This window comes from Nocardioides lijunqiniae, from assembly GCF_015024225.1.
GTDB classification, from domain to species: Bacteria; Actinomycetota; Actinomycetes; order Propionibacteriales; family Nocardioidaceae; genus Nocardioides; species Nocardioides lijunqiniae.
This window is the reverse complement of the sequence record NZ_JACJGM010000006.1, coordinates 1-19898: the sequence shown is the minus strand read 5'-3', so window position 1 is coordinate 19898 and position 19898 is coordinate 1. Positions and strand designations below refer to the sequence as shown.

Below are 19898 nucleotides of genomic sequence, written 5' to 3'. Positions count from 1 at the left end.
GATGGGACCGAATGGCGTGGTGGCAGTGGCTGATCGACATCGCCGGTGTCCTCCTGCTCCTGGTCCTGCTCTACGGTCTGGCGCTCGTCGTACGCCGCCGGCTGCTCTCGCGGCACGGCGGCACCTTCGAGCTCAGCCACCGGGTCCGACCCCAGAAGGCCGGTCGCGGCTGGGTCCTCGGGGTGGGTCGCTACTCCGGCCAGAACCTCGAGTGGTTCCGGCTGTTCTCGCTCGCGCCGCGGCCCAAGCGCACCTGGGCCCGTGACGACCTCTACTACGACGGGCGCCGCGAGCAGCGGGGCGCCGAGCAGGTCTCCCTCTACCCCGACCACGTCGTGATCCACTGCCAGACGGCGGCCGGCGAGATCGAGCTGGCGCTGAGCCAGGCCTCACTCACCGGGTTCCAGTCCTGGCTGGAGGCGCGCCCGCCCGGCACCGACTGGTCGAGGTGACGACCCCGCTGCCCGCCTCGAAGCGGGCGGTCGCCGCCGCGTTCGCGCTCAACGGCGTGATGATGGCGACGCTGATCTCGCGGATCCCGTCGCTGCGCGAGCGGCTCGACCTCGACAACGGTGCGCTCGGGCTGCTCCTGCTGGCGATCGCCCTGGGCTCGGTCCTGTCGCTGCCGGCGAGCGGACGGCTGATCGCCTGGAGCAGCGCCGCGAGCGTCGTCCGGCTGGGCGCCCTCCTGGGTGCCGTCGGCCTGGTGACGACGGCAGTGGGTGCGTTCACCGCCGGGTCCGTGGCCGCGGCCGCGGTCGGGCTGTTCCTCTTCGGCGTCGGGAGCGGCGTCTGGGACGTGGCGATGAACGTCGAGGGCGCCGAGGTCGAGCGGCTGCTCGGGCGCACGATCATGCCGCGCTTCCACGCCGGCTGGTCCTTCGGCAACATCGGAGGGGCTGGGGTGGGCGTGGCGATGGCGGCTTGGGACGCCCCCGTGCCGGCCCACCTGGGCGTCGTGTCCGTGCTGGCCCTGGTCGCCGCCGTGCTCGCCGTGCGCGACTTCCTGCCTGTGCGTGCGGAGGAGGACCACCCGACCGAGCGGCCCCGGTCGGCCTGGACCGAGCCGCGCACGCTGGCGATCGGCCTCATGGTGCTGACGTTCGCGGTCGCGGAGGGCTCGGCCAACGACTGGCTCTCGCTGGCGATCATCGACGGCTACGACGCCGAGCACTGGGTGGGCGTGGGCGGCTACGCCCTGTTCGTGACGGCCATGACGGTCGGACGGCTGCTCGGCCCGCTGGCCCTGGACCGCTTCGGCCGTCGGTCGGTGCTGTGGGCCTCGGTCGCGGCGGTGGCGGTCGGCACGCTGCTCACCGTGCTCGGCGGGCCCGTGCTCGCGGTGCTCGGCATCCTGGTCTGGGGCACCGGTGCGTCCCTCGGCTTCCCGGTCGGCATGAGCGCCGCGGCCGACGACCCGGTCCGCTCGGCGGCGCGGGTCAGCGTCGTCGCCACGATCGGCTACGCCGCGTTCCTCACCGGACCGCCCCTGCTCGGCGCTCTCGGCGACGCGGTCGGCACCCTGGACGCGCTGCTCGCGGTGACGGTGCTGATGGCGCCGGCGGCGGTCGCCGTCCTCGCCGTGGGCCCCTCCGTCAGGCGCCCGGCTCCCACCTCGTCGTGACGGGGTCGGCGGAGAACGCGCGCCGCACCTGGGTGTCCGCGCCGGTCACGACCACCTCGAGCTCGTCGACGCCGGCCGCCGCGAGACGCTCGTAGAGCCGTCGCGCAGGGCCGGTGACCCCGGCGGCCGCCCGGGCGGCGGGGGAGTCGGCGGTCAGCTCGAGCCGCACCAGGCGCAGCGGTTGCTCGTCGTCGACGCTGAGGACCACCCGTCCACGGGGAAGGCCGCCGAGCTCGGCGGTGTCCTCGGCGACCAGCGCCCACAGGTCCGCGATCTCGGGCGTCAGGCCCGACTCCACCTCGAGCGCGAGGTCGGGTCCGGTGAGCCGCCAGCGCAGCCCCGCGGCCGTGAGCGCCTGGTCGGTGCTCGCGTCGCGCACGAGCGTGCCCGAGGCGGCCGCGTCGGTGGGAAGCACGGCCGTGAGCGTCACCTCGTCCGCACCCGTCACCTCGAGCTGGGCCGGGGCCTCGAGCACCTCGGTGGCGCCGACGAGGAGGGCCAGGTCGCCCGCCAGGTCACGGCGGTCCAGGTCACCGGGCCCGGAGGTGTAGGTGGAGGCGTCCGTCGGCCGCGGGCCCGGGTCGTCTTCGGGGCGTCGGGGGAGGAAGGGGGTCGCGTCGGCATCGTCGTCGAGCTCGACGGCCAGTGCCGGGGAGGCCTCCCAGTCCAGGCCGGCGAGGGTGTCGAGCAGGCGAGGGGCGAGCCCGGACGCCTCCTGCGCGGTGAGGTCGTCGCCGACCGCCACCGACACGGCCGCGCTGGGGGCCACCTTGAAGCTGCCCCCGACCCAGGCCGCATCGGCGTCGACCACGCCGTCCACGCCGGACAGCCGCTGCTCGGCGCGCCCCGTGTCAGGGGCTCCGGAGCACGCCGCCAGCCCGACGAGGACCAGCGCGAGGCCGGCGACGGCGATGGGTCTCATGCAGAGGCGGGTGCCCCGCGCTCGCCGCCGGGAACCCACAGCACGTCCCCCTGCTCCCGGTTCGCGTGTCGGGCCAGGATGAACAGCAGGTCCGAGAGCCGGTTGAGGTAGGTGATCGCGAGCTTGTTCATGGTGTCCCCGTGCTGCTCGAAGGCGGCCCACGCCGACCGCTCCGCACGCCGTACGACGGTGCGCGCGACGTGCAGGTGCGCGCCGCCGGGCGTCCCTCCGTTGAGGATGAAGGACCGCAGCGCCGGCAGCGACTCGTTGTAGTGGTCGCACCACGCCTCGAGCCGGTCGACGTAGTCCTGCTCGATGCGCAGCGGCGGGTACTCCGGGTCGGGCACCACCGGGGTGCAGAAGTCGGCGCCGACGTCGAAGAGGTCGTTCTGCACGTGGGTCAGCACCGCGACGACGTCGTCGTCGAGCGTCCCGACCGAGAGCGCCAGGCCGAGGGTCGCGTTGGCCTCGTCGACGTCGGCGTAGGCGTGCAGGCGGAGGTCGTTCTTGGATGTCAGGCTCATGTCGCCGAGCCGGGTCTCTCCGCCGTCGCCGGTGCGGGTGTAGATCCTCGTGAGGTTGACCATGCGGCCGACCCTAGTGGGGGGCTCCGAGGGTCTCGCGGCGCGCCCGGGCCCGAGGTCCGGAAATTTCCACCCCTGCGGGTGCAACCTCAGGGGAGTGGTGCGCGTCATAGTGGGTGACAGAGGTTCTTTGCTCCGAGGACGAGGCAGGCATGGACATCGCGTTCGATGGACCCACGCTGGTGCTCAGCGGCGACTTCGACGTGCGCAGCACGTGGGAGGTGCGCAACGCCCTGCACGACCACCTGCACACCTACGACGACGTCGTGGTCGACCTCAGCGGCGTGACGACGGTCGACCACACCGCCCTGAAGGTCCTCGCCTTCGCCACCCGTCTCGCCGTCCGCGACGGCCACCACCTGACGTTGCGCGGCTGCGGACCCGCCGTGCGCCGGATGCTCCACATCTCCCGACTGATCCGTGTCGTCGAGCTCGAGCGCGAGGTCGCGAGCGCCTGATCGGCCCCTCCGGGACGCGCTCCCGTGTCGGATAAGCCACACGCTCCACGGGTTACCACGTGGTAGGTCTCGTCCTACTCTCGGACCCATGACCGAGAAGGACCGCCCCTGGGTGATGCGCACCTACGCCGGGCACTCGACCGCGACGGCGTCCAACGCGCTCTACCGCGGCAATCTCGCGAAGGGCCAGACCGGCCTGTCCGTCGCCTTCGACCTGCCGACCCAGACCGGCTACGACCCCGACTCGCCCCTCGCCCGCGGCGAGGTCGGCAAGGTCGGCGTCCCCGTCCCGCACCTCGGTGAGATGCGCAAGCTCTTCGACGACATCCCGCTGACGTCGATGAACACCTCGATGACGATCAACGCCACAGCCATGTGGCTGCTCGCGCTCTACCAGGTCGCCGCGGAGGAGCAGAACCCCGACCTCTCGCCCGAGGACGTCGCGGCGCAGCTCGCCGGCACCACCCAGAACGACATCATCAAGGAGTACCTCTCGCGGGGGACCTACGTCTTCCCCCCGGAGCACTCGCTGCGCCTGATCAGCGACGTCATCGCCTACACGGTCCACCAGATCCCGAAGTGGAACCCGATCAACATCTGCAGCTACCACCTGCAGGAGGCCGGCGCCACGCCCACCCAGGAGCTGGCCTACGCGCTGTGCACCGCGATCGCCGTGCTCGACCAGGTGAAGGCCTCCGGCCAGGTCGAGGAGGCCGACTTCGAGAAGGTCGTCGGGCGCATCTCGTTCTTCGTCAACGCCGGCGTCCGCTTCGTCGAGGAGACGTGCAAGATGCGCGCCTTCGTCGAGCTGTGGGACGAGATCACCCGGGAGCGCTACGGCGTGCAGGACCCCAAGATGCGTCGCTTCCGCTACGGCGTGCAGGTCAACTCGCTGGGGCTCACCGAGGCCCAGCCGGAGAACAACGTCCAGCGGATCGTGCTCGAGATGCTGGGCGTGACCCTCTCGAAGAGCGCCCGCGCCCGCGCCGTGCAGCTGCCCGCGTGGAACGAGGCACTCGGGCTGCCCCGGCCGTGGGACCAGCAGTGGTCGCTGCGGCTGCAGCAGGTCCTGGCCTTCGAGTCCGACCTGCTGGAGTACGACGACATCTTCGACGGATCGCACGTGATCGAGGCCAAGGTCGCCGAGCTGGTCGACGGCGCCCGCGCCGAGATCGACCGCGTGCAGGCCATGGGCGGCGCCATCACGGCCGTCGAGTCCGGCTACATGAAGCAGGCGCTGGTCTCCGCGCACGCCGCACGTCGCGGCCGCATCGAGAGTGGCGAGGAGAAGGTCGTGGGCGTCAACGTCTACGAGACGACCGAGCCGTCCCCGCTGACGGCCGACCTGGACGGCGCGATCATGGCCGCCGACCCGCAGGCCGAGCAGTCGGCACTGAGGTCGGTCGAGGAGTGGAAGGCGCAGCGCGACGAGACCGAGGTCGCCGACGCGCTGGCCGCGCTCGCGCAGGCCGCCAAGACCACCGAGAACCTGATGGCGGCCACCCTGGTCGCCGCCCGGGCGGGTGCGACCACGGGGGAGTGGGCCGGCACCCTGCGCGAGGTGTTCGGCGAGTTCCGCGCGCCCACGGGCGTCAGCGGCGCGGTCGGCGCGGCCGAGGCCGGCGCCGAGCTGTCCGCCGTACGGGAGCGGGTGCGGGAGACCGGTGACGAGCTGGGCGGCCGGCTGCGGCTGCTGGTCGGGAAGCCGGGCCTGGACGGGCACTCCAACGGCGCCGAGCAGGTGGCGGTGCGGGCCCGCGACGCCGGCTTCGAGGTGATCTACCAGGGGATCCGGCTGACCCCCGAGCAGATCGTCTCCGCGGCGGTCGCCGAGGACGTGCACTGCGTGGGGCTCTCGATCCTGTCCGGCTCCCACATGGAGCTCGTCCCCGACGTGCTGACGGGCCTGCGCGAGGCTGGGCTGGGCGACGTCCCGGTCATCGTCGGCGGGATCATCCCGGACTCCGACGGACGGCGGCTGCTCTCCCTCGGCGTCGCCGCGGTCTTCACGCCGAAGGACTTCGGGCTGACCGAGATCATGGGCGGCATCGTCGACGTCATCCGGCGCGCGCACGACCTGGACTGACGCCCTCCGACGTGGGCGGGCTCACTGCTAGGCAAGGCTTGCCTCTGTTAGGCTCCCCTTCGTGCCCAAGAAGAAGGCGTCGAGCAAGTCGTCGGTGAGGAAGCTCCCGAAGACCGAGTGCTGCGTCTCCAAGTCCAAGTGCGGGCGGTGCCCGCTGCGGATGCTCAAGGAGGGCACGCTGCCCGAGGGCTACACGGTGAAGAAGCGCAAGCTCGTCACGGTGGACGGCAAGAAGGTCACCAAGAAGAAGCTCGCGAAGGCCGCCTGACACACTGGCGGTCCGCCGACGAAAGCCGAGGATCCCCATGCCCGCAGCCCGCTTCGCCGAGCAGCTCAACGTCCAGATCGGCAACGAGCTCGCCGCGCACAACCAGTACCTCGCCTGCGCCGTCTACTACGACGACAAGACGATGCCGCAGATGGCGGCGTTCTTCTACGCCCAGGCGCTCGAGGAGCGCGACCACGCGATGATGATGGTCCAGTACCTCCTGGACACCGACGTCGACGCGGTCATCCCCGGCGTCGAGGCCCCGGTCTCCTCCTTCGCCGACGTCGTCGCGCCGGTGGCGCTCGCGCTGTCGCAGGAGAAGCGGGTCACCGAGCAGATCAACGGCCTGCTGCGGATCGCGCGCGAGGAGCACGACTACGCCTCCGAGCAGTTCATGCAGTGGTTCATCAAGGAGCAGGTCGAGGAGGTCGCCACCATGAGCGACCTGCTGGCCGTCGTCACCCGCAACCAGAACGACATCGAGGACATCGAGGAGTACGTCGCCCGCGAGCAGAAGACCGGCGAGGTCGACCCGACCGCGCCGCGCGTCGCGGGAGCCTGACCCCGGGCTCCTCGCCCACACCGGCCTCGCGTGGGGCAGACTCGCCGGATGAGCCGAGTCATCGTCGTGGGCGCCGGGGTCGTCGGACTGACCTGCGCGGTCCGCCTGCTCGAGGCCGGCCACCGCGTCGACGTCGTGGCCCGCGACCTGCCGCTGGAGACCACCTCCGCCGTGGCGGCGGCGCTCTGGTACCCCTTCGGCACGGCCGCCGACCCCCGGGTCGCGGCGTGGGCGGCTCGCTCCTACGAGGTCTTCGACTCGCTGGCCGCCGTTGACGCGACCGGCGTACGGATGGTGGAGGGGACCGAGGTCGTCGCACCCGGCACGCCGGACCCGTGGTGGGTCGACGCCGTGCCGTCGCTGACGCGGGTGCCCGACGGGTGGAGCCTCGTGGCGCCGGTGGCGCAGACGCCGGTCTACCTGCCGTGGCTCGCGGGTCGGGTCGAGGAGCTCGGCGGCACCCTGACGCGGCTCAACCTGCGGGTGCTGCCCGAGGGCGGCGACGTGGTCGTCAACTGCTCCGGCATCGGCTCGCGGCTGCTCGCCTCCGACGGCGCGGTCACGCCCGTCCGCGGACAGGTCGTCCACGTCGAGCAGCACGGACTCGAGCGCTGGTGGCTGGAGGCTGGTGGTTCGCCGCTGTACGTCGTGCCGCGGACCGAGGACATCGTCGTCGGCGGCACTTACGAGGAGGGCGACTGGAGCCGCACCCCCTCACCCGAGACGGCGGAGGCGATCCTGGCCCGCGCGGCACTGCTGGTGCCCGAGCTCGGCTCCGCCCGGGTGCTGCGGCACCGCGTCGGGCTGCGTCCCGCCCGCCCGTCGGTGCGGGTCGAGCGGGACGGCCGCGTCGTCCACTGCTACGGCCACGGCGGTGCCGGCGTCACGCTGAGCTGGGGCTGTGCCGACGACGTCGTCGCGTTGGTGGGGTGAGGGAGGGAGTTTCACCGGGTACCCGGTGAAACTCACGCTCCCGGCGTGAAGCTTCGCCCCGGAAGCGTGAGCTTCGTGCAGGCGCTGGGGCGGACGTGACGCGTGGGTCAGCGTGACCCGCCCGCGACAGGGACCCGGCCGCGTCGGCGCCGGTGCGCGACGACGGCGAGGACGATGCCGACCGCGAAGCCGATCAGCAGCCCGACAGCGGCCCCGGGATCCGGTACGACGGCGGCGCCGACGATCGCGCCGGCGACCGCGACGGTCATGGCGATGACGGCGAGGACCATGCGGTGCACGACCTCGCCCAGGAACAGCTGCGTGAACGACGCCTCGCTCGCCGGCCCGACCCCGTCCGCGGAGCCGCCAAGCCCACCGATCGGCCCGCCGTCCGTCCCGCCGTCCGTCCCACCGGGCTCGCCGACCGGCCCGCCCACCGGCAGGGCCTGGACAACGGCGTCGGGGTTGATCGGGCCGTAGACATGGGGGAAGGTCTCGGGGCCCTCGCCGACGCGCTCCTCGACGACGGGGGAGGTGAGACGGTCGGTGTCGATCACCAGGAGCACGAGCGGCTCGGCGACGTCGGCGTAGTAGCGCTCGCGCACGCCCTGCCACTGGTCGGCGCGGCTGGCGTGGATGAAACCCTCCTCAGCGAGCGTGCGGCCGGTCGTCGAGGTGGTGTAGGCGCCGGAGTCACGAGCGGCGTCCCACTCCGCGACCGTGGCGAGGTGGAAGATCCGCATCAGACGAGTCGGTGACTGGTGTCGTGGGGGCCGCGCCGTGGATCAGCGCTGCGCCTGTCACCGAGGGTCTGGAGGGCGGCGTAGGACGTCGTGGGGCTCAAGGCCCGACTCCCTGTCGTCCGAGCGAAGGCACGGTGCGTGACACATCGGGATCGCTCGTCATGACCGTCACCGTATGCCGTGTCCTCGGCTGCTGCCAGCGAAGCCAGCCCGCCTGTGGATCCCGATGGAGCGGAGGGAGACGCCAGGGCCGGCGGTCCGCCGGACGTCAGCACACTCGGTGGCTGGCCCGAAGGTGCCGCGCACCGGGCCGTTGCCGGTCAGAAGCCGGCCGCGGTGAAGAAGCGTGAGGTGACGGGTCGGCTGCTCGACGCCGTCGATGCAGTCGACACGTGCTTCCTCTGGGAGGGCAATACGCTTCTCCCGGCAGCCTCCGACATCGTCGTCGAGATGGAGTCCTGGATCGAGTCCTCGGAGCCCGGCGCGCCGACCCTCCGCCTCGAGGTGGCCTTCGCATCGGAGAACCCGGGGCTCATGGCGCTCAACGAGCCAGCTCGGTTGTAGGGCGCTGCGAGGGCGGACTCCTGGAGGAACCGATCGCTGGGTCGTCGACTCCGTGCAGCAAGGGTCGCTGAACCCGCAGCTACCTCATCTCTCGGGAAACCGGACCAGTTCGCGATCCCAGTCATCGACCGCCCGAGCAAGATCGGCCGTGGACAGCTCGAGCCGCACCTCGTGACCGAGGCCCTGGTCTCCGTCGCTCGATCCTCTGGGCGGACGTGACTCGGCGTCGAAGTGCACCACGAGGCTGATCATGCCGTGGTCACTCCCCGTCAGCTCGAACGTCAGGTTGGGCTCAGTCAGCCACATGCGCAGTTCGTCGGGTCCTGCGGTCTTGACCGTCGCCGCATTCGAGTCGGCGAGCCCCCGCAACCAGCCGGACAGTTCGCGAGCCTCCCAGGTCGTCATGCAGGGATCGTGGAAAGCCCACGAAACATGGCCGTCCCACACCCTTCCTCGGATCATGAGCCAGTTGGCGTCCCAGTCACGCTCTTCGGAGGTCGAGCGCCCGCCTCCGAACTGATACGCGGAGATGGCGAGTTCGACGAACCGTCCGTCGAGGGACACGAGCTCCATCGTGGTGCTGCAGCTAGAAGAGTCGGTGGCTCGGGTCGTCGAGGCCGCGCAGGGCGTCGTAGTCGACGACCGCGCAGGCGATGCCGCGGTCGGTGGCGAGGACCCGGGCCTGGGGCTTGATCTCCTGGGCGGCGAAGATCCCGCGCACCGCGCCGTTGCCGGTGAGCAGCGGGTCGCGGTTCAGCAGCTCGAGGTAGCGGGTGAGCTGCTCGACGCCGTCGATGTCGCCGCGGCGCTTGATCTCCACGGCCACGCTGACCCCCAGCGCGTCGCGGCACATCAGGTCCACGGGGCCGATCGCGGTGGGGTACTCCCGCCGGACCAGCGTCAGCCCCTCCGCGAGCGTGCCCGGGTGGTCGGCCAGGAGCGCCTGGAGATGCTTCTCGACGCCGTCCTTCTGCAGCCCCGGGTCGATCCCGAGGTCGTGGGAGGAGTCGCTGATGACCTCGGCGAGGAGGATGCGCAGGGTGTCGTCGGTCTTGGGGTTCGTGACCGTCCACTCCACCTGCCCGTCCTCGGTGGTGCCCTCGCGCAGCGTGCACGGCGGCGACATCCAGTTGAGCGGCTTGTAGGAGCCGCCGTCGGAGTGGACGAGGACCGAGCCGTCCGCCTTGATCATCAGCACCCGCGTCGCCATGGGCAGGTGCGCCGTCAGGCGTCCGGCGTAGTCGACCTGGCAGCGCGCTACGACGAGTCTCACGGGCGACGAATCTACAGTGGTCCCCGTGACCGACCACCAGGGTGCCGTGACCGTCCGGCACGCCCGCGCCGCCGACCTGCGCCACCTCGCCGCGATCGAGGACGCCGGGGTGCCCCTCTTCGAGGAGGCGTACGGCGACCTGACCGGCGACGCGCTCTCCTCGCCGGCCCCCGACGGGCGCGACCGGGTGGGCGAGCCGGGCTTCCTGCTGGTCACGGGGGAGGTGGGGGAGCCGACCGGCTTCGCCCACGTCACGTACGTCGACGGCTCGGCCCACCTGGCGCAGCTGTCGGTCCACCCGAGCCGGATGCGCCGGGGCCTCGGCTCGGCGCTGGTGCGGGAGGCGATGCGGGAGGCGTGGCACGCGGGCTACGCACGCATGTCGCTGACGACGTACCGCGACCTGGCTTTCAACGGGCCGTTCTACGCCGGCCTCGGGTTCGCCGAGGAGACGCGCCCAGAGCCGTTCGAGGCCCGTCAGCTCGAGCGCGAGCACCGGCTCGGCCTGGACCGGCACGGACCGCGGGTGGTCATGTCGACGCGCCTCCGAGGATCGGTCGCACCCTAAGTTACTGGTGAGTTAGCCCACAGCCCAGCGCCGCCGGGCCGTGCGATGATGCGCCGCATGACGAGCACGCCTGAGACCTCCGCCCGCACGTTCACGACGATCGGCGTCATCGGTCTCGGCACGATGGGCGCCGGCATCGCCGAGGTCTTCGCCCGCCACGGCTTCGCCGTCGTGGGGGTCGAGCAGGGTGAGGAGGGTCTCGAGCGGGGCCGTCAGCACCTGGCCAACTCCACCGACCGCGCCGTCAAGCGCGAGAAGCTCACCGAGGCCGAGCAGGCCGAGCTGCTGGGCCGGATCACGTTCACCACGTCGCTGGAGGACCTCCGCGACGCCGACTTCGTCATCGAGGCGGTGGTGGAGTCGCTGGCCACCAAGAAGGCGATCTTCGCCGAGCTCGACTCGATCGTCTCGGGCGAGGCGATCCTGGCGACCAACACCTCCTCGCTGTCGGTCACCGAGATCTCGACGGCCAACTCCTCCCCGGGCCGGGTCATCGGCGTGCACTTCTTCAACCCCGCGCCGGTGCAGAACCTCGTCGAGATCGTGCGCACCGTCGTCACCGAGCCGGCCGTGCTCGACGACGTGAAGGGGCTGGTGGCGCAGCTGGGCAAGAGCCCGGTCGTGTGCGGCGACAAGGCGGGGTTCATCGCCAACACGCTGCTGTTCGGCTACCTCAACCACGCCGCGTCGATGTTCGAGGGCAGGTACGCCTCACGCGAGGACATCGACGCCGCCATGCGGTTCGGCTGCGGCTACCCGATGGGCCCGCTGGCGCTGCTCGACCTGATCGGCCTGGACACCGCCTACGAGATCCTCGAGACCATGTACCGCCAGGGCCGCGACCGCCTCCACGCGCCGACGCCCATCCTGAAGCAGATGGTCATGGCCGGCCTGCTCGGTCGCAAGACCGGCCGCGGCTTCTACACCTACGAGGGCCCCGACAGCCCCGTCGTCGTCGACGACGACAAGACCCCGTCCGCCGACGAGCAGCCGCAGCTGCGCCACGACATCAGGCAGGTCGGCGTCGTCGGCACCGGCACGATGGCCAGCGGGATCGTGGAGGTCTTCGCCAAGGCCGGCTACGACGTCCTCTACGTCGGCCGCAGCGCCGACAAGGTCGCCGGCGTCACCGCGACGATCACCAAGAGCTTCGACAAGCAGATCCAGCGTGGCAAGGCCACCGAGGAGGCCAAGGCCGAGGTGCTGGCGCGCGTCAGCGGGTCGACCAGCCTCGACGACCTCGCGTCGGTCGACCTGGTGGTCGAGGCGATCGCCGAGGACCTCGCCGTCAAGACGACCCTGTTCGAGAACCTCGACGAGATCTGCAAGCCCGGCGCGATCCTCGCGACCACGACCTCGAGCCTGCCGATCATCGCGATGGCCAAGGTGACCAGTCGCCCGCAGGACGTCGTCGGGATGCACTTCTTCAACCCGGCGACGGTCATGAGGCTGGTGGAGGTCGTCTCGACGGTCGCCACGTCCGAGGACGTCACCGAGACGACCCGGGCCCTGTGCGCGAAGGTCGGCAAGGTCGCGGTGTCCTGCGGCGACCGGGCCGGCTTCATCGTCAACGCCCTGCTGTTCCCCTACCTCAACGACGCCGTCAAGATGCTCGAGGCGCACTACGCCACCGCCGACGACATCGACCTCGCGATGAAGCAGGGCTGCGCGCTCCCGATGGGCCCCTTCGAGCTGCTCGACGTGGTCGGCAACGACGTCTCGCTGGCGATCCAGCGCGAGCTCTACCTGGAGTTCCGCGAGCCGGGCTTCGCGCCCGCTCCACTGCTCGAGCACCTGGTCACGGCCGGCTACCTCGGCCGCAAGACCAAGCGCGGCTTCCGCGACTACAGCCGGCGCTAGAGGCTGACGCGCAGCGTCAGCATCGGCGAGGCGGCCCGCGGGTCGTCCTCGTCGACCACGGCGACCACGCGGCCGCCCGCCGGGCCCCAGTCGGCGACGGCCAGCCCCTCGACCTTGGCGACGCGCCCGCCGACGCTCGGCAGCGCGGCGACGGCGCGCACCCGGTCGCCGTGGACGACGGCCAGGGCCGAGCCGAGCACCGGGCCGTCGTCGTAGGCGTTGGGGCTGTCCTCGGCGGCCGCGCTCACCAGCAGCGACCCGTCGGGCAGCGCCACGGCGTCGGTGACCGCCAGCCCCACGCCGCCGATCACCCCCAGCTCATAGCGTCGTACGGCGGTCGGCTGCAGGTCGGCGGGCTCCGCGCGACCGGCGACCGTGGCCACCACCGCGGCCAGGTCGAGGTCGACGCTGCTGCTGGGCAGGCCGGCCGCGGGACGACCCCGGTGGAACCACCGCAGCGTGCCGTCGAGGGAGCAGGCACCCTCGAGGTTCAGCTGACCGGGCGCGAGGCCGAGCAGCTCCGTGACCCGGGCGTAGAGCGGCGAGAGGTCACGGGCGAGCGTCCACGTTGAGCCGTCCCGCAGCCCCATCAACACCGCGCGCGTGCGGGCCGGCGTGGACCCCGAGCCCAGCAGCAGGACCGCGGGCCCGTCGTCGAGCGCCACCGCCACCGCCGCCTCCAGGTCGGGCTTGAGGTGCTTGGTCCCCTGGGCGGTGGAGAACGAGTCGTGGCCGGCCACGGGCGGGAGCAGCCGCACCGGCGTGCCGGCCCCGGTGCCCGGGCGCAGCCAGCAGCCCACGGTGGCGTCGTCCTGCGCGACGAGAAGGCCGTCGCCGAGCGGCGCGACGGCGGAGGCGGCGCGGACCGGTGTCCCGTCCTCGAAGCGGAGGGCCGTGACGGCCTCGAGGTCGACGCGCACGTCAGCCGCGTGGGTAGCCGCGCCGGACGGTGCGGTCGAGGATCCCGAGCGTGCCACGCAGCGCGCCCTCGGTGAGGACCGGGAAGATCCCCGAGTCGCGCCACTCGGGAGCGATCGTGGACCAGTCGTAGAACGACGTGACGCGGGTGCCGCCGGACTCCTCGTCCGGCTCGAGGCGGTAGCCGTAGACGTGACCGATCTGCGGCCGGATGCGGCCCAGCACGGTCCACGAGATCAGCCGGTCGGGCTCGTAGTCGCGGATCGTGACGGTGACGTCGTAGCGGCCCATCTCGGGGTAGTCGTTCAGCGCCTCGCGGTCCATGTGCACCACGAAGCTGTCGCCGGCGGCGCGCACCGGCTCGCCCTCGGCGTCCTGGAGCATGCCGGAGGAGTCGATCGCGACATGACCGTGCGGGTCGCAGAGCAGCGCGAAGATGTCGGCCGCGGGGGCGGCGATCAGGCGCTCCGCCTCGAGTCGGGTGTCGGTCACGCTGCGATCATGCCAGCATCGCCCCATGACGACGCCCGACCTCCCGCACCTCGTCGACCGGTGGGCCGAGGGCTTCGCCCGATCCCGCCAGGTGGCCTACGCCCGCTACGGCGACGTGATCGAGGTGGAGGTCGACGGCGGCGGCCGGCGGTTGGAGCTGGTCCTGACCGAGCCGGCCCGAGAGCTGCTCGGAGCGACGGCGGCGCGGGCCGCGTCGGCCCCCGACGTGTGGGTGACCGCCTTCTCCGTCGACCGCTCCGAGCATCCCGCCCCGGAGGGGATGCGTATGCGGCTCGACGGGGAGGTGCTCATGAGCCGGGCGCTGGCGGTCGATGGTCCCGCCCCGGACGGGGTGGACCTCGAGGTGCACGGCAAGCGGCTGCAGGCGGTGGTCCGCGCCGGTGACGAGGTCGCTGCCAGCGGCTGGGTGACGGTGCTGGGCGAGCACGCGATCGTCGACCGCGTCGGGACGGCGCCGGCCCACCGGCGTCGCGGGCACGCGAGCCGCGTCATGAGTGCGCTCGAGCGCTGGGCGTGCGAGAACGGCGCCCGCACCGGCCTCCTGGCCGCCTCCCCGGAGGGCCAGGCCCTCTACGCGAGCCTGGGCTGGGACGTGACGGCCCGCATGACCACCTGGTGCGGCCGGAGCGAGGCGCAGGACACGCCCTAGGCTCGCACCATGCGCCGAATCGCTCTGCTGCTCGTCCTCGTCGGGCTCCTGGCCGGTCTGGCCGCTCCGTCTCACGCCGACGTGCGGCCGATCCCGTCCGGCTCGGACGTCGACTACCAGCTCGGCGGGCCTAAGCGGCTCCCGGCCCATGTCGGGATCATCGTGCGCGACCGCACGGAGAGGCCCGCGGCCGGACGCTACAACGTCTGCTACGTCAACGGCTTCCAGACCCAGCCCGACGCCAAGCGCTTCTGGCGCCGCCACTGGTCGCTGGTCCTCAAGCGCGGTGGCCGCCCGGTCGTCGACGAGGCATGGGGGGAGTGGCTGCTCGACCTGCGCACTCCCCGCAAGCGCCAGGCCCTCGCCCGGATCGTCGGTCGGTGGACCGCCGGCTGCGCCAACGACGGGTTCGACGCGGTGGAGTACGACAACCTCGACTCCTTCACCCGCAGCCAGCGGCTGATCAAGCGTCGTCACGCCGTCGCCTTCGCTCGCCTGCTCGTGCGACGGGCACACGCGGAGGGTCTGGCCGCCGGGCAGAAGAACCTCGCCGACTACGACGGGACGGCCGTCGGGTTCGACTTCGCGGTCTCCGAGGAGTGCGGGCGCTACGCCGAGTGCGGTGACTACGTCGACCACTACGGCGACCAGGTGCTGATGGTCGAGTACCGCCGGGTCGACTTCCGTCGCGCCTGCCGCCGCCACGGCGACCGGGTCCCGGTGGTGCTGCGCGACCGGGCGCTGAGCCGGAAGGGAGTGCGCGTGTGGTGCTGAACACCGCGACCCTGGGGCAGTCGGGCCCCCTGGTGGTGTTCCTGCACGGGCTCTTCGGCCAGGGGAAGAACTGGACCTCGATCGCCAAGACGCTGGCCGAGGACCACCGCGTCCTGCTCGTCGACATGCCCAACCACGGCCGCTCCGACTGGCACGACCGCGTCGACTACCTCGACATGGCCGACGAGGTGGCCGCCCTGTTCTCCGCCGAGGACCCCGTCGCGCTCGTGGGCCACTCGATGGGCGGCAAGACGGCCATGGTGCTCGCGCTGCGCCACCCCGAGCTGGTCGAGCGCCTGTGCGTCGTGGACATCTCGCCGGTCGACTACCACGGACTCACGGAGTTCGGTGACTTCATCGTGGCCATGCTCGGGCTGGACCTCGACGGGCTCACGCGTCGCAGCGACGCCGACGAGGCGCTGGCGGGGGCGGTGCCCCACCGCACCGTGCGCAGCTTCCTCCTGCAGAACCTGCGCCGCGAGGGCGACTCCTGGTCGTGGCAGCCCAACCTGACGGTGCTCGGCCGGGATCTCGCGACCCTGGGTGGCTGGCCGGCCGACCGCCTCGCGGGTCTCGAGCCCTACCCGGGGCCGGTGCTGTGGGTCGCCGGCCAGACGTCGGCGTACGTCACCGACGACTACGACGCGGCCATGGACCGGTGGTTCCCGCAGAAGCGCAAGGTGACGGTGAAGAACGCCGGCCACTGGGTGCACTCCGAGCAGCCCGAGGTCTTCACCGAGGTGCTCCGGCGCTTCCTCGCGAGCTGACCCTCGCGCCCCCTTGGTCAGCCGCCCGCGGCCTGGCGGGCGCGGTAGGCGGCGACGGCGTTGCGGTTGCCGCAGGAGGTCGAGCAGAAGCGTCGCGAGCGGTTGCGCGACAGGTCGAGGACGACGCCGTTGCAGTCGTCGTCGGCACACAGCGCGAGCCGCGACATCTCGTCGGTGCGGATGACGTCGATCATCGCCATGGCGGTCTCGACGATGATCCGCGTCGCCAGCGGGGCGTCGTCGTCGACGGCGTGCAGGTGCCAGTCGAAGGGGTCGTGGCGCACGAGCTGGGGCAGCGCCCGGCCGTCGCGCAGCATCTCGTTGACCAGGACGACGGCGTCGTCGCGCTCGGCCGTGAGCAGCTCGCGCAGCCGCGGCCGCAGGGCGCGGACGGCGTCCAGCTCGGCCCGGTCGCCGTCGCGGCGACCCGTGTAGCCGTAGTCGTGGAAGAACGCCTCGAGGTCGCCGGCGGTGGACAGGGTGTCCTCGTCGTCGTCCTCGGTGTTGACCAGTGTCGCGGCGGCCTGGAGGGACAGCTCGGTGTCATGGGCGAAAACCACGTTGACAGGTTACCGCATCCCGAATAGTGTCATGACCCATGACGACTTTGACCCGTGACGACGACACCCTGGCCCCGACGGGGGCGTCGCGCACGGTCACCGGCCTGGCGCTGGCCCTGCTCTCGGCGGCCACCTTCGGCCTCTCCGGCGCCCTGGCCCGCGGCCTGCTCGACACCGGCTGGACCCCCGGCTCGGTGGTCCTCGTGCGCATCGCGCTGGCCGCGGTGGTCGTCGCACCCTTCGGCGCCTACGCGATGCGCGGGCGCTGGAGCGTGCTGCGTCCCAACCTCGGGCTGGTGCTCACCTACGGGCTGCTGGCCGTCGCGGGGGCCCAGTTCTGCTACTTCTCCGCCGTCGGCCACATGCAGGTGGGGCCGGCGCTGCTCATCGAGTACACCGCGCCCGCCGCCGTCGTGGTGTGGCTGTGGATCCGCAAGGGCGAGCGCCCCGGCCGGCTCACGCTCGCCGGCGCCGGCCTGGCCGCGCTCGGCCTCGTGCTGGTGCTGGACCTGCTCTCCGGCGCCGACCTCAGCGTGCCCGGCGTGCTGTGGGCGCTCGGGGCCATGGTCGGCTGCGCGGCGTACTTCCTGATCTCGGCCGACGAGGGCAACGGGCTCCCGGCCCTGGCGCTCGCAGCGGGAGGCCTCGTCGTGGGCGGGGTGTCGCTGGGCCTGCTCGGCCTGGTCCGGGTCCTGCCCATGACGGCCTCCACGCAGGACGTGACGATGGCGGGGGAGACCTTCGCCTGGTGGGTGCCGCTGCTCCTGCTCGGGCTCGTCACCGCCGCGGTCGCCTACGTCTCCGGCATCTTCGCGATCCGCCGCCTCGGCTCGCGCCTCGCGTCGTTCGTCGCCCTCACCGAGGTGGTCGCCGGCGTCCTGTGGGCCTGGCTGCTGCTCGACGAGCTGCCGAAGGCGCTGCAGCTCGTCGGTGGCCTGCTCATCCTCGTGGGCGTGGTCGGGGTCAAGCTCGGCGAGCGCGAGGTCGCCGACGCGACGCTCCTCGGCGACGAGGCGTAGCGCTCAGCGCGCGTCCTGGCGGCGTACGACGACCTCGCGCATGATCAGCAGGATCGCCGCCGCCGTCGGGATCGCCAGCAGCGCGCCCACGACGCCCAGCAGGCCCGCCCCGACGAGCGCCGCGATCACGATCACCGCACCCGGCAGGTCGACGGACTTCGACATCACCCGTGGGTAGACCAGGTAGTTCTCGACCTGCTGGTAGATCAGGAAGAAGATGGCGCAGAGGATGCCCATCTTGACGTCCGTGGCGAAGGCGATCGCGGTGACGACGACCGCGCCGATGGTGGCCCCGATCATCGGGATCACGTCGAGCAGCGCGACGACGAAGGCCAGCGCGACGGCGTAGTCGCCCAGTCCGATCGCGAAGAGGAACACCAGGGTCGAGACGCCCGCGCAGAGCGCCACGATGAACGCGCCGGAGACGTAGCCGCCGACGTTGCGCACGATCTGGTCGCCGAGCAGGCTCACGCGGGTGCGTCGCGAGGCCGGCGCCAGGCGGTAGAAGGCCTGCTTGGTCTTCTCGAGCGAGCTGAGGAAGTACAGCGTCAGGACCAGGATGATGAACGCGTTGAACAGCGCGCCCAGGATCTTCAGGCCCACGCCGAGGACGCCGCCGAAGAGGCCGCTGACGAAGTCGCCGTTGGCGACGTAGTCCTGGACCTTGGAGATGATGTCGTACTCGTCGTCGAGCTTCTGGATCTGGCGGTTCTCCTGCAGCCGCTCCAGCCACTCCGGGGCGTTCTTGGAGATGGCGGTGACCTGGTCGGTGATGACCGGGACGATGGCGACGACGAAGAGGGCGACGGCGCCGAGGAACGCGGTGATCACCGCCGTCACGGCCCAGCTGCGGCGCAGGCCGCGGTGCTCCAGCGCCTCGACCGACGGGTTGAGGCCGGCGGCGAGGAACAGCGAGACGACGATCAGGAGCAGCGTCGAGCCGATGCCCATGAGGGCGGACCACAGGAAGTAGGCCAGCAGCGCGCCGAGCGCGCCGAAGAACCCGAGGTAGAACGGCGAGCGGTGCTCGAACGGCGGGCCCTGCACGCCGTACTGGCGGTCGTGCTCGGCCAGCTCGCCGTCGTGCACCGCCTCCACCTGGGCGGCGGTGTCCTCCGCCCGGTCGGCTGCGTCCTCCGCCCGGTCGGCGGCCTCCTCCGCTGCCTCGACGTGCTCCTTGCTCAACTCTCGTCCTCGCCGAAGCCGGCGACGACGTCACGGAGCGAGGCGAGCTGGGCGGTGATGGCGTCACGGCGCTTGGTCAGGCGGTCGAGCTCGGCACGGCGCGCCGCGATCTCGCGCTCGATCTCCGCGGTGCCCGTGGACTCGACCGACTCGGCCTGGCTGCGGGCGGTGGCGACGACCTGCTCGGCCTCGCGGCGGGCGCGGGCCAGCAGGGCCTCCGCCTCGGCCTGGGCGGCGGCGCGGCCCTCGGCGGCCTGCTTGCTGGCCTCGCTCGCGCGCTTCTCGGCGGCGGCCGCGCGCTGCTCGGCCTCGTCCACGAGTCGCTTGGTCTCGGCGGTGGCGCTGTTGTGGTGGTCGGTCGCCTCGCGGGCGAGCCGCTCCTTCTCCACCGCGAGCGTGCGGCGGGCCTCCTGCACCTCGCGGTCGGCGGCGGCGCGGGCCTGCTCGACCTCGCGGGTCGCGGAGGTGCGCATCTCGCTGGTCTCCTGCTGGGCGGCGAGCCGGACCTGGTCGGCCTCGCGGCGCGCCGAGGCGAGGAGGTCCTCGGCCTCGGCCTTGGCCATGCTGCGCTCCTGCTCGGCGTCGGCGAGCACCCGCACGCGGGTCTGCTCCAGCTCCTGGAGCTGGACGGTGCGCATGTCCTGCGCCTCGCGGGTGGCCTCGGCGCGGATCGCCTTGCCGTCGCGGGCGGCCTGCTCACGGATCTCGGTGGCCTCACGCTCCGCGGTGGTCCGGATCTCGTTGGCCTCCTCCTCGGCGAGGCGCAGCATCGCGCTGGCACGACCGCCCAGTCCGGCGTAGGAGGGGGACTGCACCTCGGAGAGCTGGTGGCGGGCGTCCTGGAGCTCGTTCTCGAGCTCCATCAGGCGCTGCTCGGACTGCGTCAGGCTGGCGCTGAGGCCGGCCTTGTCGCGGGCGAGCTGGGTGATGCGGGCGTCGACGGCGGCCTTGTCGTAGCCGCCACGACGTACGACGGGCAGGTCGCCGGAGGGCGGCGGCGGCATCGGCGCGGCGGGGCGCTGGGGCGCGGCTGCGGGCGGGGGCGCCGCCTGCGTGCGGTCGGCAGCC

General features: G+C 72.2%; 24 protein-coding genes. 14 read left to right on the top strand and 10 right to left on the bottom strand.

Going from position 1 to position 19898, the window contains the following annotated elements:
* Positions 1–11: 11 nt before the first annotated feature.
* Together IRQ30_RS04765 and IRQ30_RS04760 are read left to right on the top strand one after the other, a co-directional pair.
* Positions 12–452 carry a DUF2550 domain-containing protein gene (locus IRQ30_RS04765; protein ID WP_193611880.1) on the top strand — a complete coding sequence of 147 codons (441 nt, stop codon included), beginning with the start codon at positions 12–14 and terminating at the stop codon, positions 450–452.
* Complete coding sequence (locus IRQ30_RS04760; RefSeq protein ID WP_338089571.1) at positions 449–1624, top strand: MFS transporter; 1176 nt, start codon at positions 449–451, stop codon at positions 1622–1624. Before IRQ30_RS04765 ends, IRQ30_RS04760 begins: the two co-directional genes overlap by 4 nt.
* On the opposite strand, the gene IRQ30_RS04755 is transcribed toward IRQ30_RS04760, so the two are convergent.
* A complete protein-coding gene (locus IRQ30_RS04755; RefSeq protein WP_193611879.1) occupies positions 1596–2546 on the bottom strand; it encodes a hypothetical protein in 951 nt (316 codons plus the stop codon). The two genes, IRQ30_RS04760 and IRQ30_RS04755, sit on opposite strands and share 29 nt — an antisense overlap.
* The gene (locus IRQ30_RS04750) at positions 2543–3133 is read right to left on the bottom strand and encodes a cob(I)yrinic acid a,c-diamide adenosyltransferase (protein ID WP_193611878.1); all 591 of its coding nucleotides are present in this window, start codon (positions 3131–3133) and stop codon (positions 2543–2545) included. The genes IRQ30_RS04755 and IRQ30_RS04750 overlap by 4 nt, the downstream gene beginning before the upstream one ends.
* Before the next feature lie 149 nt (positions 3134–3282).
* On the opposite strand from IRQ30_RS04750, the gene IRQ30_RS04745 reads away from it, so the two are divergent.
* The 5 genes from IRQ30_RS04745 (at position 3283) to IRQ30_RS04725 (ending at position 7437) form a co-directional block, all read left to right on the top strand.
* On the top strand, positions 3283–3588 hold the full coding sequence (locus IRQ30_RS04745; protein ID WP_134742095.1) for an STAS domain-containing protein: 306 nt from the start codon (positions 3283–3285) through the stop codon (positions 3586–3588).
* An 88-nt stretch (positions 3589–3676) separates the two neighbouring features.
* Positions 3677–5674 carry a protein meaA gene (locus IRQ30_RS04740; RefSeq protein WP_193611877.1) on the top strand — a complete coding sequence of 666 codons (1998 nt, stop codon included), beginning with the start codon at positions 3677–3679 and terminating at the stop codon, positions 5672–5674.
* A 61-nt stretch (positions 5675–5735) separates the two neighbouring features.
* A complete protein-coding gene (locus IRQ30_RS04735; protein ID WP_193607518.1) occupies positions 5736–5942 on the top strand; it encodes a hypothetical protein in 207 nt (68 codons plus the stop codon).
* A gap of 37 nt (positions 5943–5979) precedes the next feature.
* Complete coding sequence (locus IRQ30_RS04730; protein WP_193611876.1) at positions 5980–6504, top strand: ferritin; 525 nt, start codon at positions 5980–5982, stop codon at positions 6502–6504.
* 48 nt (positions 6505–6552) lie between these two features.
* Entirely contained in the window at positions 6553–7437 is an 885-nt protein-coding gene (locus IRQ30_RS04725; protein ID WP_193611875.1) for an NAD(P)/FAD-dependent oxidoreductase, read from the top strand.
* 107 nt (positions 7438–7544) lie between these two features.
* Here IRQ30_RS04725 and IRQ30_RS23735 read toward each other — a convergent pair whose 3' ends face one another.
* Positions 7545–8180 carry a DUF952 domain-containing protein gene (locus IRQ30_RS23735; protein WP_193611874.1) on the bottom strand — a complete coding sequence of 212 codons (636 nt, stop codon included), beginning with the start codon at positions 8178–8180 and terminating at the stop codon, positions 7545–7547.
* Between the two features lie 336 nt (positions 8181–8516).
* On the opposite strand from IRQ30_RS23735, the gene IRQ30_RS04715 reads away from it, so the two are divergent.
* Entirely contained in the window at positions 8517–8744 is a 228-nt protein-coding gene (locus IRQ30_RS04715; RefSeq protein ID WP_193611873.1) for a hypothetical protein, read from the top strand.
* Positions 8745–8828: 84 nt separating this feature from the next.
* On the opposite strand, the gene IRQ30_RS04710 is transcribed toward IRQ30_RS04715, so the two are convergent.
* A complete protein-coding gene (locus tag IRQ30_RS04710) occupies positions 8829–9308 on the bottom strand; it encodes a WapI family immunity protein (protein WP_193611872.1) in 480 nt (159 codons plus the stop codon).
* Between the two features lie 22 nt (positions 9309–9330).
* Positions 9331–10017: an endonuclease NucS gene (gene nucS, locus IRQ30_RS04705; RefSeq protein ID WP_193611871.1), complete on the bottom strand. Its 687-nt coding sequence runs from the start codon at positions 10015–10017 to the stop codon at positions 9331–9333.
* Between the two features lie 25 nt (positions 10018–10042).
* On the opposite strand from nucS, the gene IRQ30_RS04700 reads away from it, so the two are divergent.
* A complete protein-coding gene (locus tag IRQ30_RS04700) occupies positions 10043–10585 on the top strand; it encodes a GNAT family N-acetyltransferase (protein WP_193611870.1) in 543 nt (180 codons plus the stop codon).
* A gap of 57 nt (positions 10586–10642) precedes the next feature.
* A complete protein-coding gene (locus IRQ30_RS04695) occupies positions 10643–12445 on the top strand; it encodes a 3-hydroxyacyl-CoA dehydrogenase family protein (RefSeq protein WP_227466988.1) in 1803 nt (600 codons plus the stop codon).
* Here the strand turns inward: IRQ30_RS04695 and IRQ30_RS04690 are convergent.
* Together IRQ30_RS04690 and IRQ30_RS04685 are read right to left on the bottom strand one after the other, a co-directional pair.
* Positions 12442–13365 carry a DUF6910 family protein gene (locus IRQ30_RS04690; RefSeq protein WP_193611868.1) on the bottom strand — a complete coding sequence of 308 codons (924 nt, stop codon included), beginning with the start codon at positions 13363–13365 and terminating at the stop codon, positions 12442–12444. The two genes, IRQ30_RS04695 and IRQ30_RS04690, sit on opposite strands and share 4 nt — an antisense overlap.
* 1 nt (position 13366) lies before the next feature.
* On the bottom strand, positions 13367–13855 hold the full coding sequence (locus tag IRQ30_RS04685; RefSeq protein WP_338089570.1) for an SRPBCC family protein: 489 nt from the start codon (positions 13853–13855) through the stop codon (positions 13367–13369).
* A gap of 25 nt (positions 13856–13880) precedes the next feature.
* On the opposite strand from IRQ30_RS04685, the gene IRQ30_RS04680 reads away from it, so the two are divergent.
* The 3 genes from IRQ30_RS04680 to IRQ30_RS04670 are packed head-to-tail and all read left to right on the top strand — an operon-like array spanning position 13881 to position 16066.
* A complete protein-coding gene (locus IRQ30_RS04680; RefSeq protein ID WP_193611866.1) occupies positions 13881–14525 on the top strand; it encodes a GNAT family N-acetyltransferase in 645 nt (214 codons plus the stop codon).
* Positions 14526–14534: 9 nt separating this feature from the next.
* Positions 14535–15299, top strand: coding sequence for an endo alpha-1,4 polygalactosaminidase (locus IRQ30_RS04675; RefSeq protein ID WP_193611865.1), 765 nt, complete (start codon positions 14535–14537; stop codon positions 15297–15299).
* Positions 15290–16066 carry an alpha/beta fold hydrolase gene (locus IRQ30_RS04670; protein WP_193611864.1) on the top strand — a complete coding sequence of 259 codons (777 nt, stop codon included), beginning with the start codon at positions 15290–15292 and terminating at the stop codon, positions 16064–16066. Before IRQ30_RS04675 ends, IRQ30_RS04670 begins: the two co-directional genes overlap by 10 nt.
* Positions 16067–16083: 17 nt before the next feature.
* Here IRQ30_RS04670 and IRQ30_RS04665 read toward each other — a convergent pair whose 3' ends face one another.
* Positions 16084–16626 (bottom strand): CGNR zinc finger domain-containing protein, encoded by a 543-nt coding sequence (locus IRQ30_RS04665; RefSeq protein ID WP_193611863.1) that lies wholly within the window; start codon positions 16624–16626, stop codon positions 16084–16086.
* Positions 16627–16664: 38 nt separating this feature from the next.
* On the opposite strand from IRQ30_RS04665, the gene IRQ30_RS04660 reads away from it, so the two are divergent.
* A complete protein-coding gene (locus IRQ30_RS04660; RefSeq protein ID WP_193611862.1) occupies positions 16665–17645 on the top strand; it encodes an EamA family transporter in 981 nt (326 codons plus the stop codon).
* Positions 17646–17648: 3 nt separating this feature from the next.
* On the opposite strand, the gene IRQ30_RS04655 is transcribed toward IRQ30_RS04660, so the two are convergent.
* Complete coding sequence (locus tag IRQ30_RS04655; RefSeq protein ID WP_193611861.1) at positions 17649–18830, bottom strand: AI-2E family transporter; 1182 nt, start codon at positions 18828–18830, stop codon at positions 17649–17651.
* A partial coding sequence (locus tag IRQ30_RS04650; RefSeq protein WP_193611860.1) for a coiled-coil domain-containing protein occupies positions 18827–19898 on the bottom strand: 1072 nt, incomplete at its 5' end. The genes IRQ30_RS04655 and IRQ30_RS04650, both read right to left, overlap by 4 nt.

Coding starts and splice junctions, on each gene's coding strand:
- IRQ30_RS04765 (WP_193611880.1), top strand. CDS start 12: ATGGCGTGGTGGCAGTGGCTGATCGACATCGCCGGTGTCCTCCTGCTC.
- IRQ30_RS04755 (WP_193611879.1), bottom strand. CDS start 2,546: ATGAGACCCATCGCCGTCGCCGGCCTCGCGCTGGTCCTCGTCGGGCTG.
- IRQ30_RS04750 (WP_193611878.1), bottom strand. CDS start 3,133: ATGGTCAACCTCACGAGGATCTACACCCGCACCGGCGACGGCGGAGAG.
- IRQ30_RS04745 (WP_134742095.1), top strand. CDS start 3,283: ATGGACATCGCGTTCGATGGACCCACGCTGGTGCTCAGCGGCGACTTC.
- IRQ30_RS04740 (WP_193611877.1), top strand. CDS start 3,677: ATGACCGAGAAGGACCGCCCCTGGGTGATGCGCACCTACGCCGGGCAC.
- IRQ30_RS04730 (WP_193611876.1), top strand. CDS start 5,980: ATGCCCGCAGCCCGCTTCGCCGAGCAGCTCAACGTCCAGATCGGCAAC.
- IRQ30_RS04725 (WP_193611875.1), top strand. CDS start 6,553: ATGAGCCGAGTCATCGTCGTGGGCGCCGGGGTCGTCGGACTGACCTGC.
- IRQ30_RS23735 (WP_193611874.1), bottom strand. CDS start 8,180: ATGCGGATCTTCCACCTCGCCACGGTCGCGGAGTGGGACGCCGCTCGT.
- IRQ30_RS04695 (WP_227466988.1), top strand. CDS start 10,643: ATGACGAGCACGCCTGAGACCTCCGCCCGCACGTTCACGACGATCGGC.
- IRQ30_RS04680 (WP_193611866.1), top strand. CDS start 13,881: ATGACGACGCCCGACCTCCCGCACCTCGTCGACCGGTGGGCCGAGGGC.
- IRQ30_RS04675 (WP_193611865.1), top strand. CDS start 14,535: ATGCGCCGAATCGCTCTGCTGCTCGTCCTCGTCGGGCTCCTGGCCGGT.
- IRQ30_RS04660 (WP_193611862.1), top strand. CDS start 16,665: ATGACGACTTTGACCCGTGACGACGACACCCTGGCCCCGACGGGGGCG.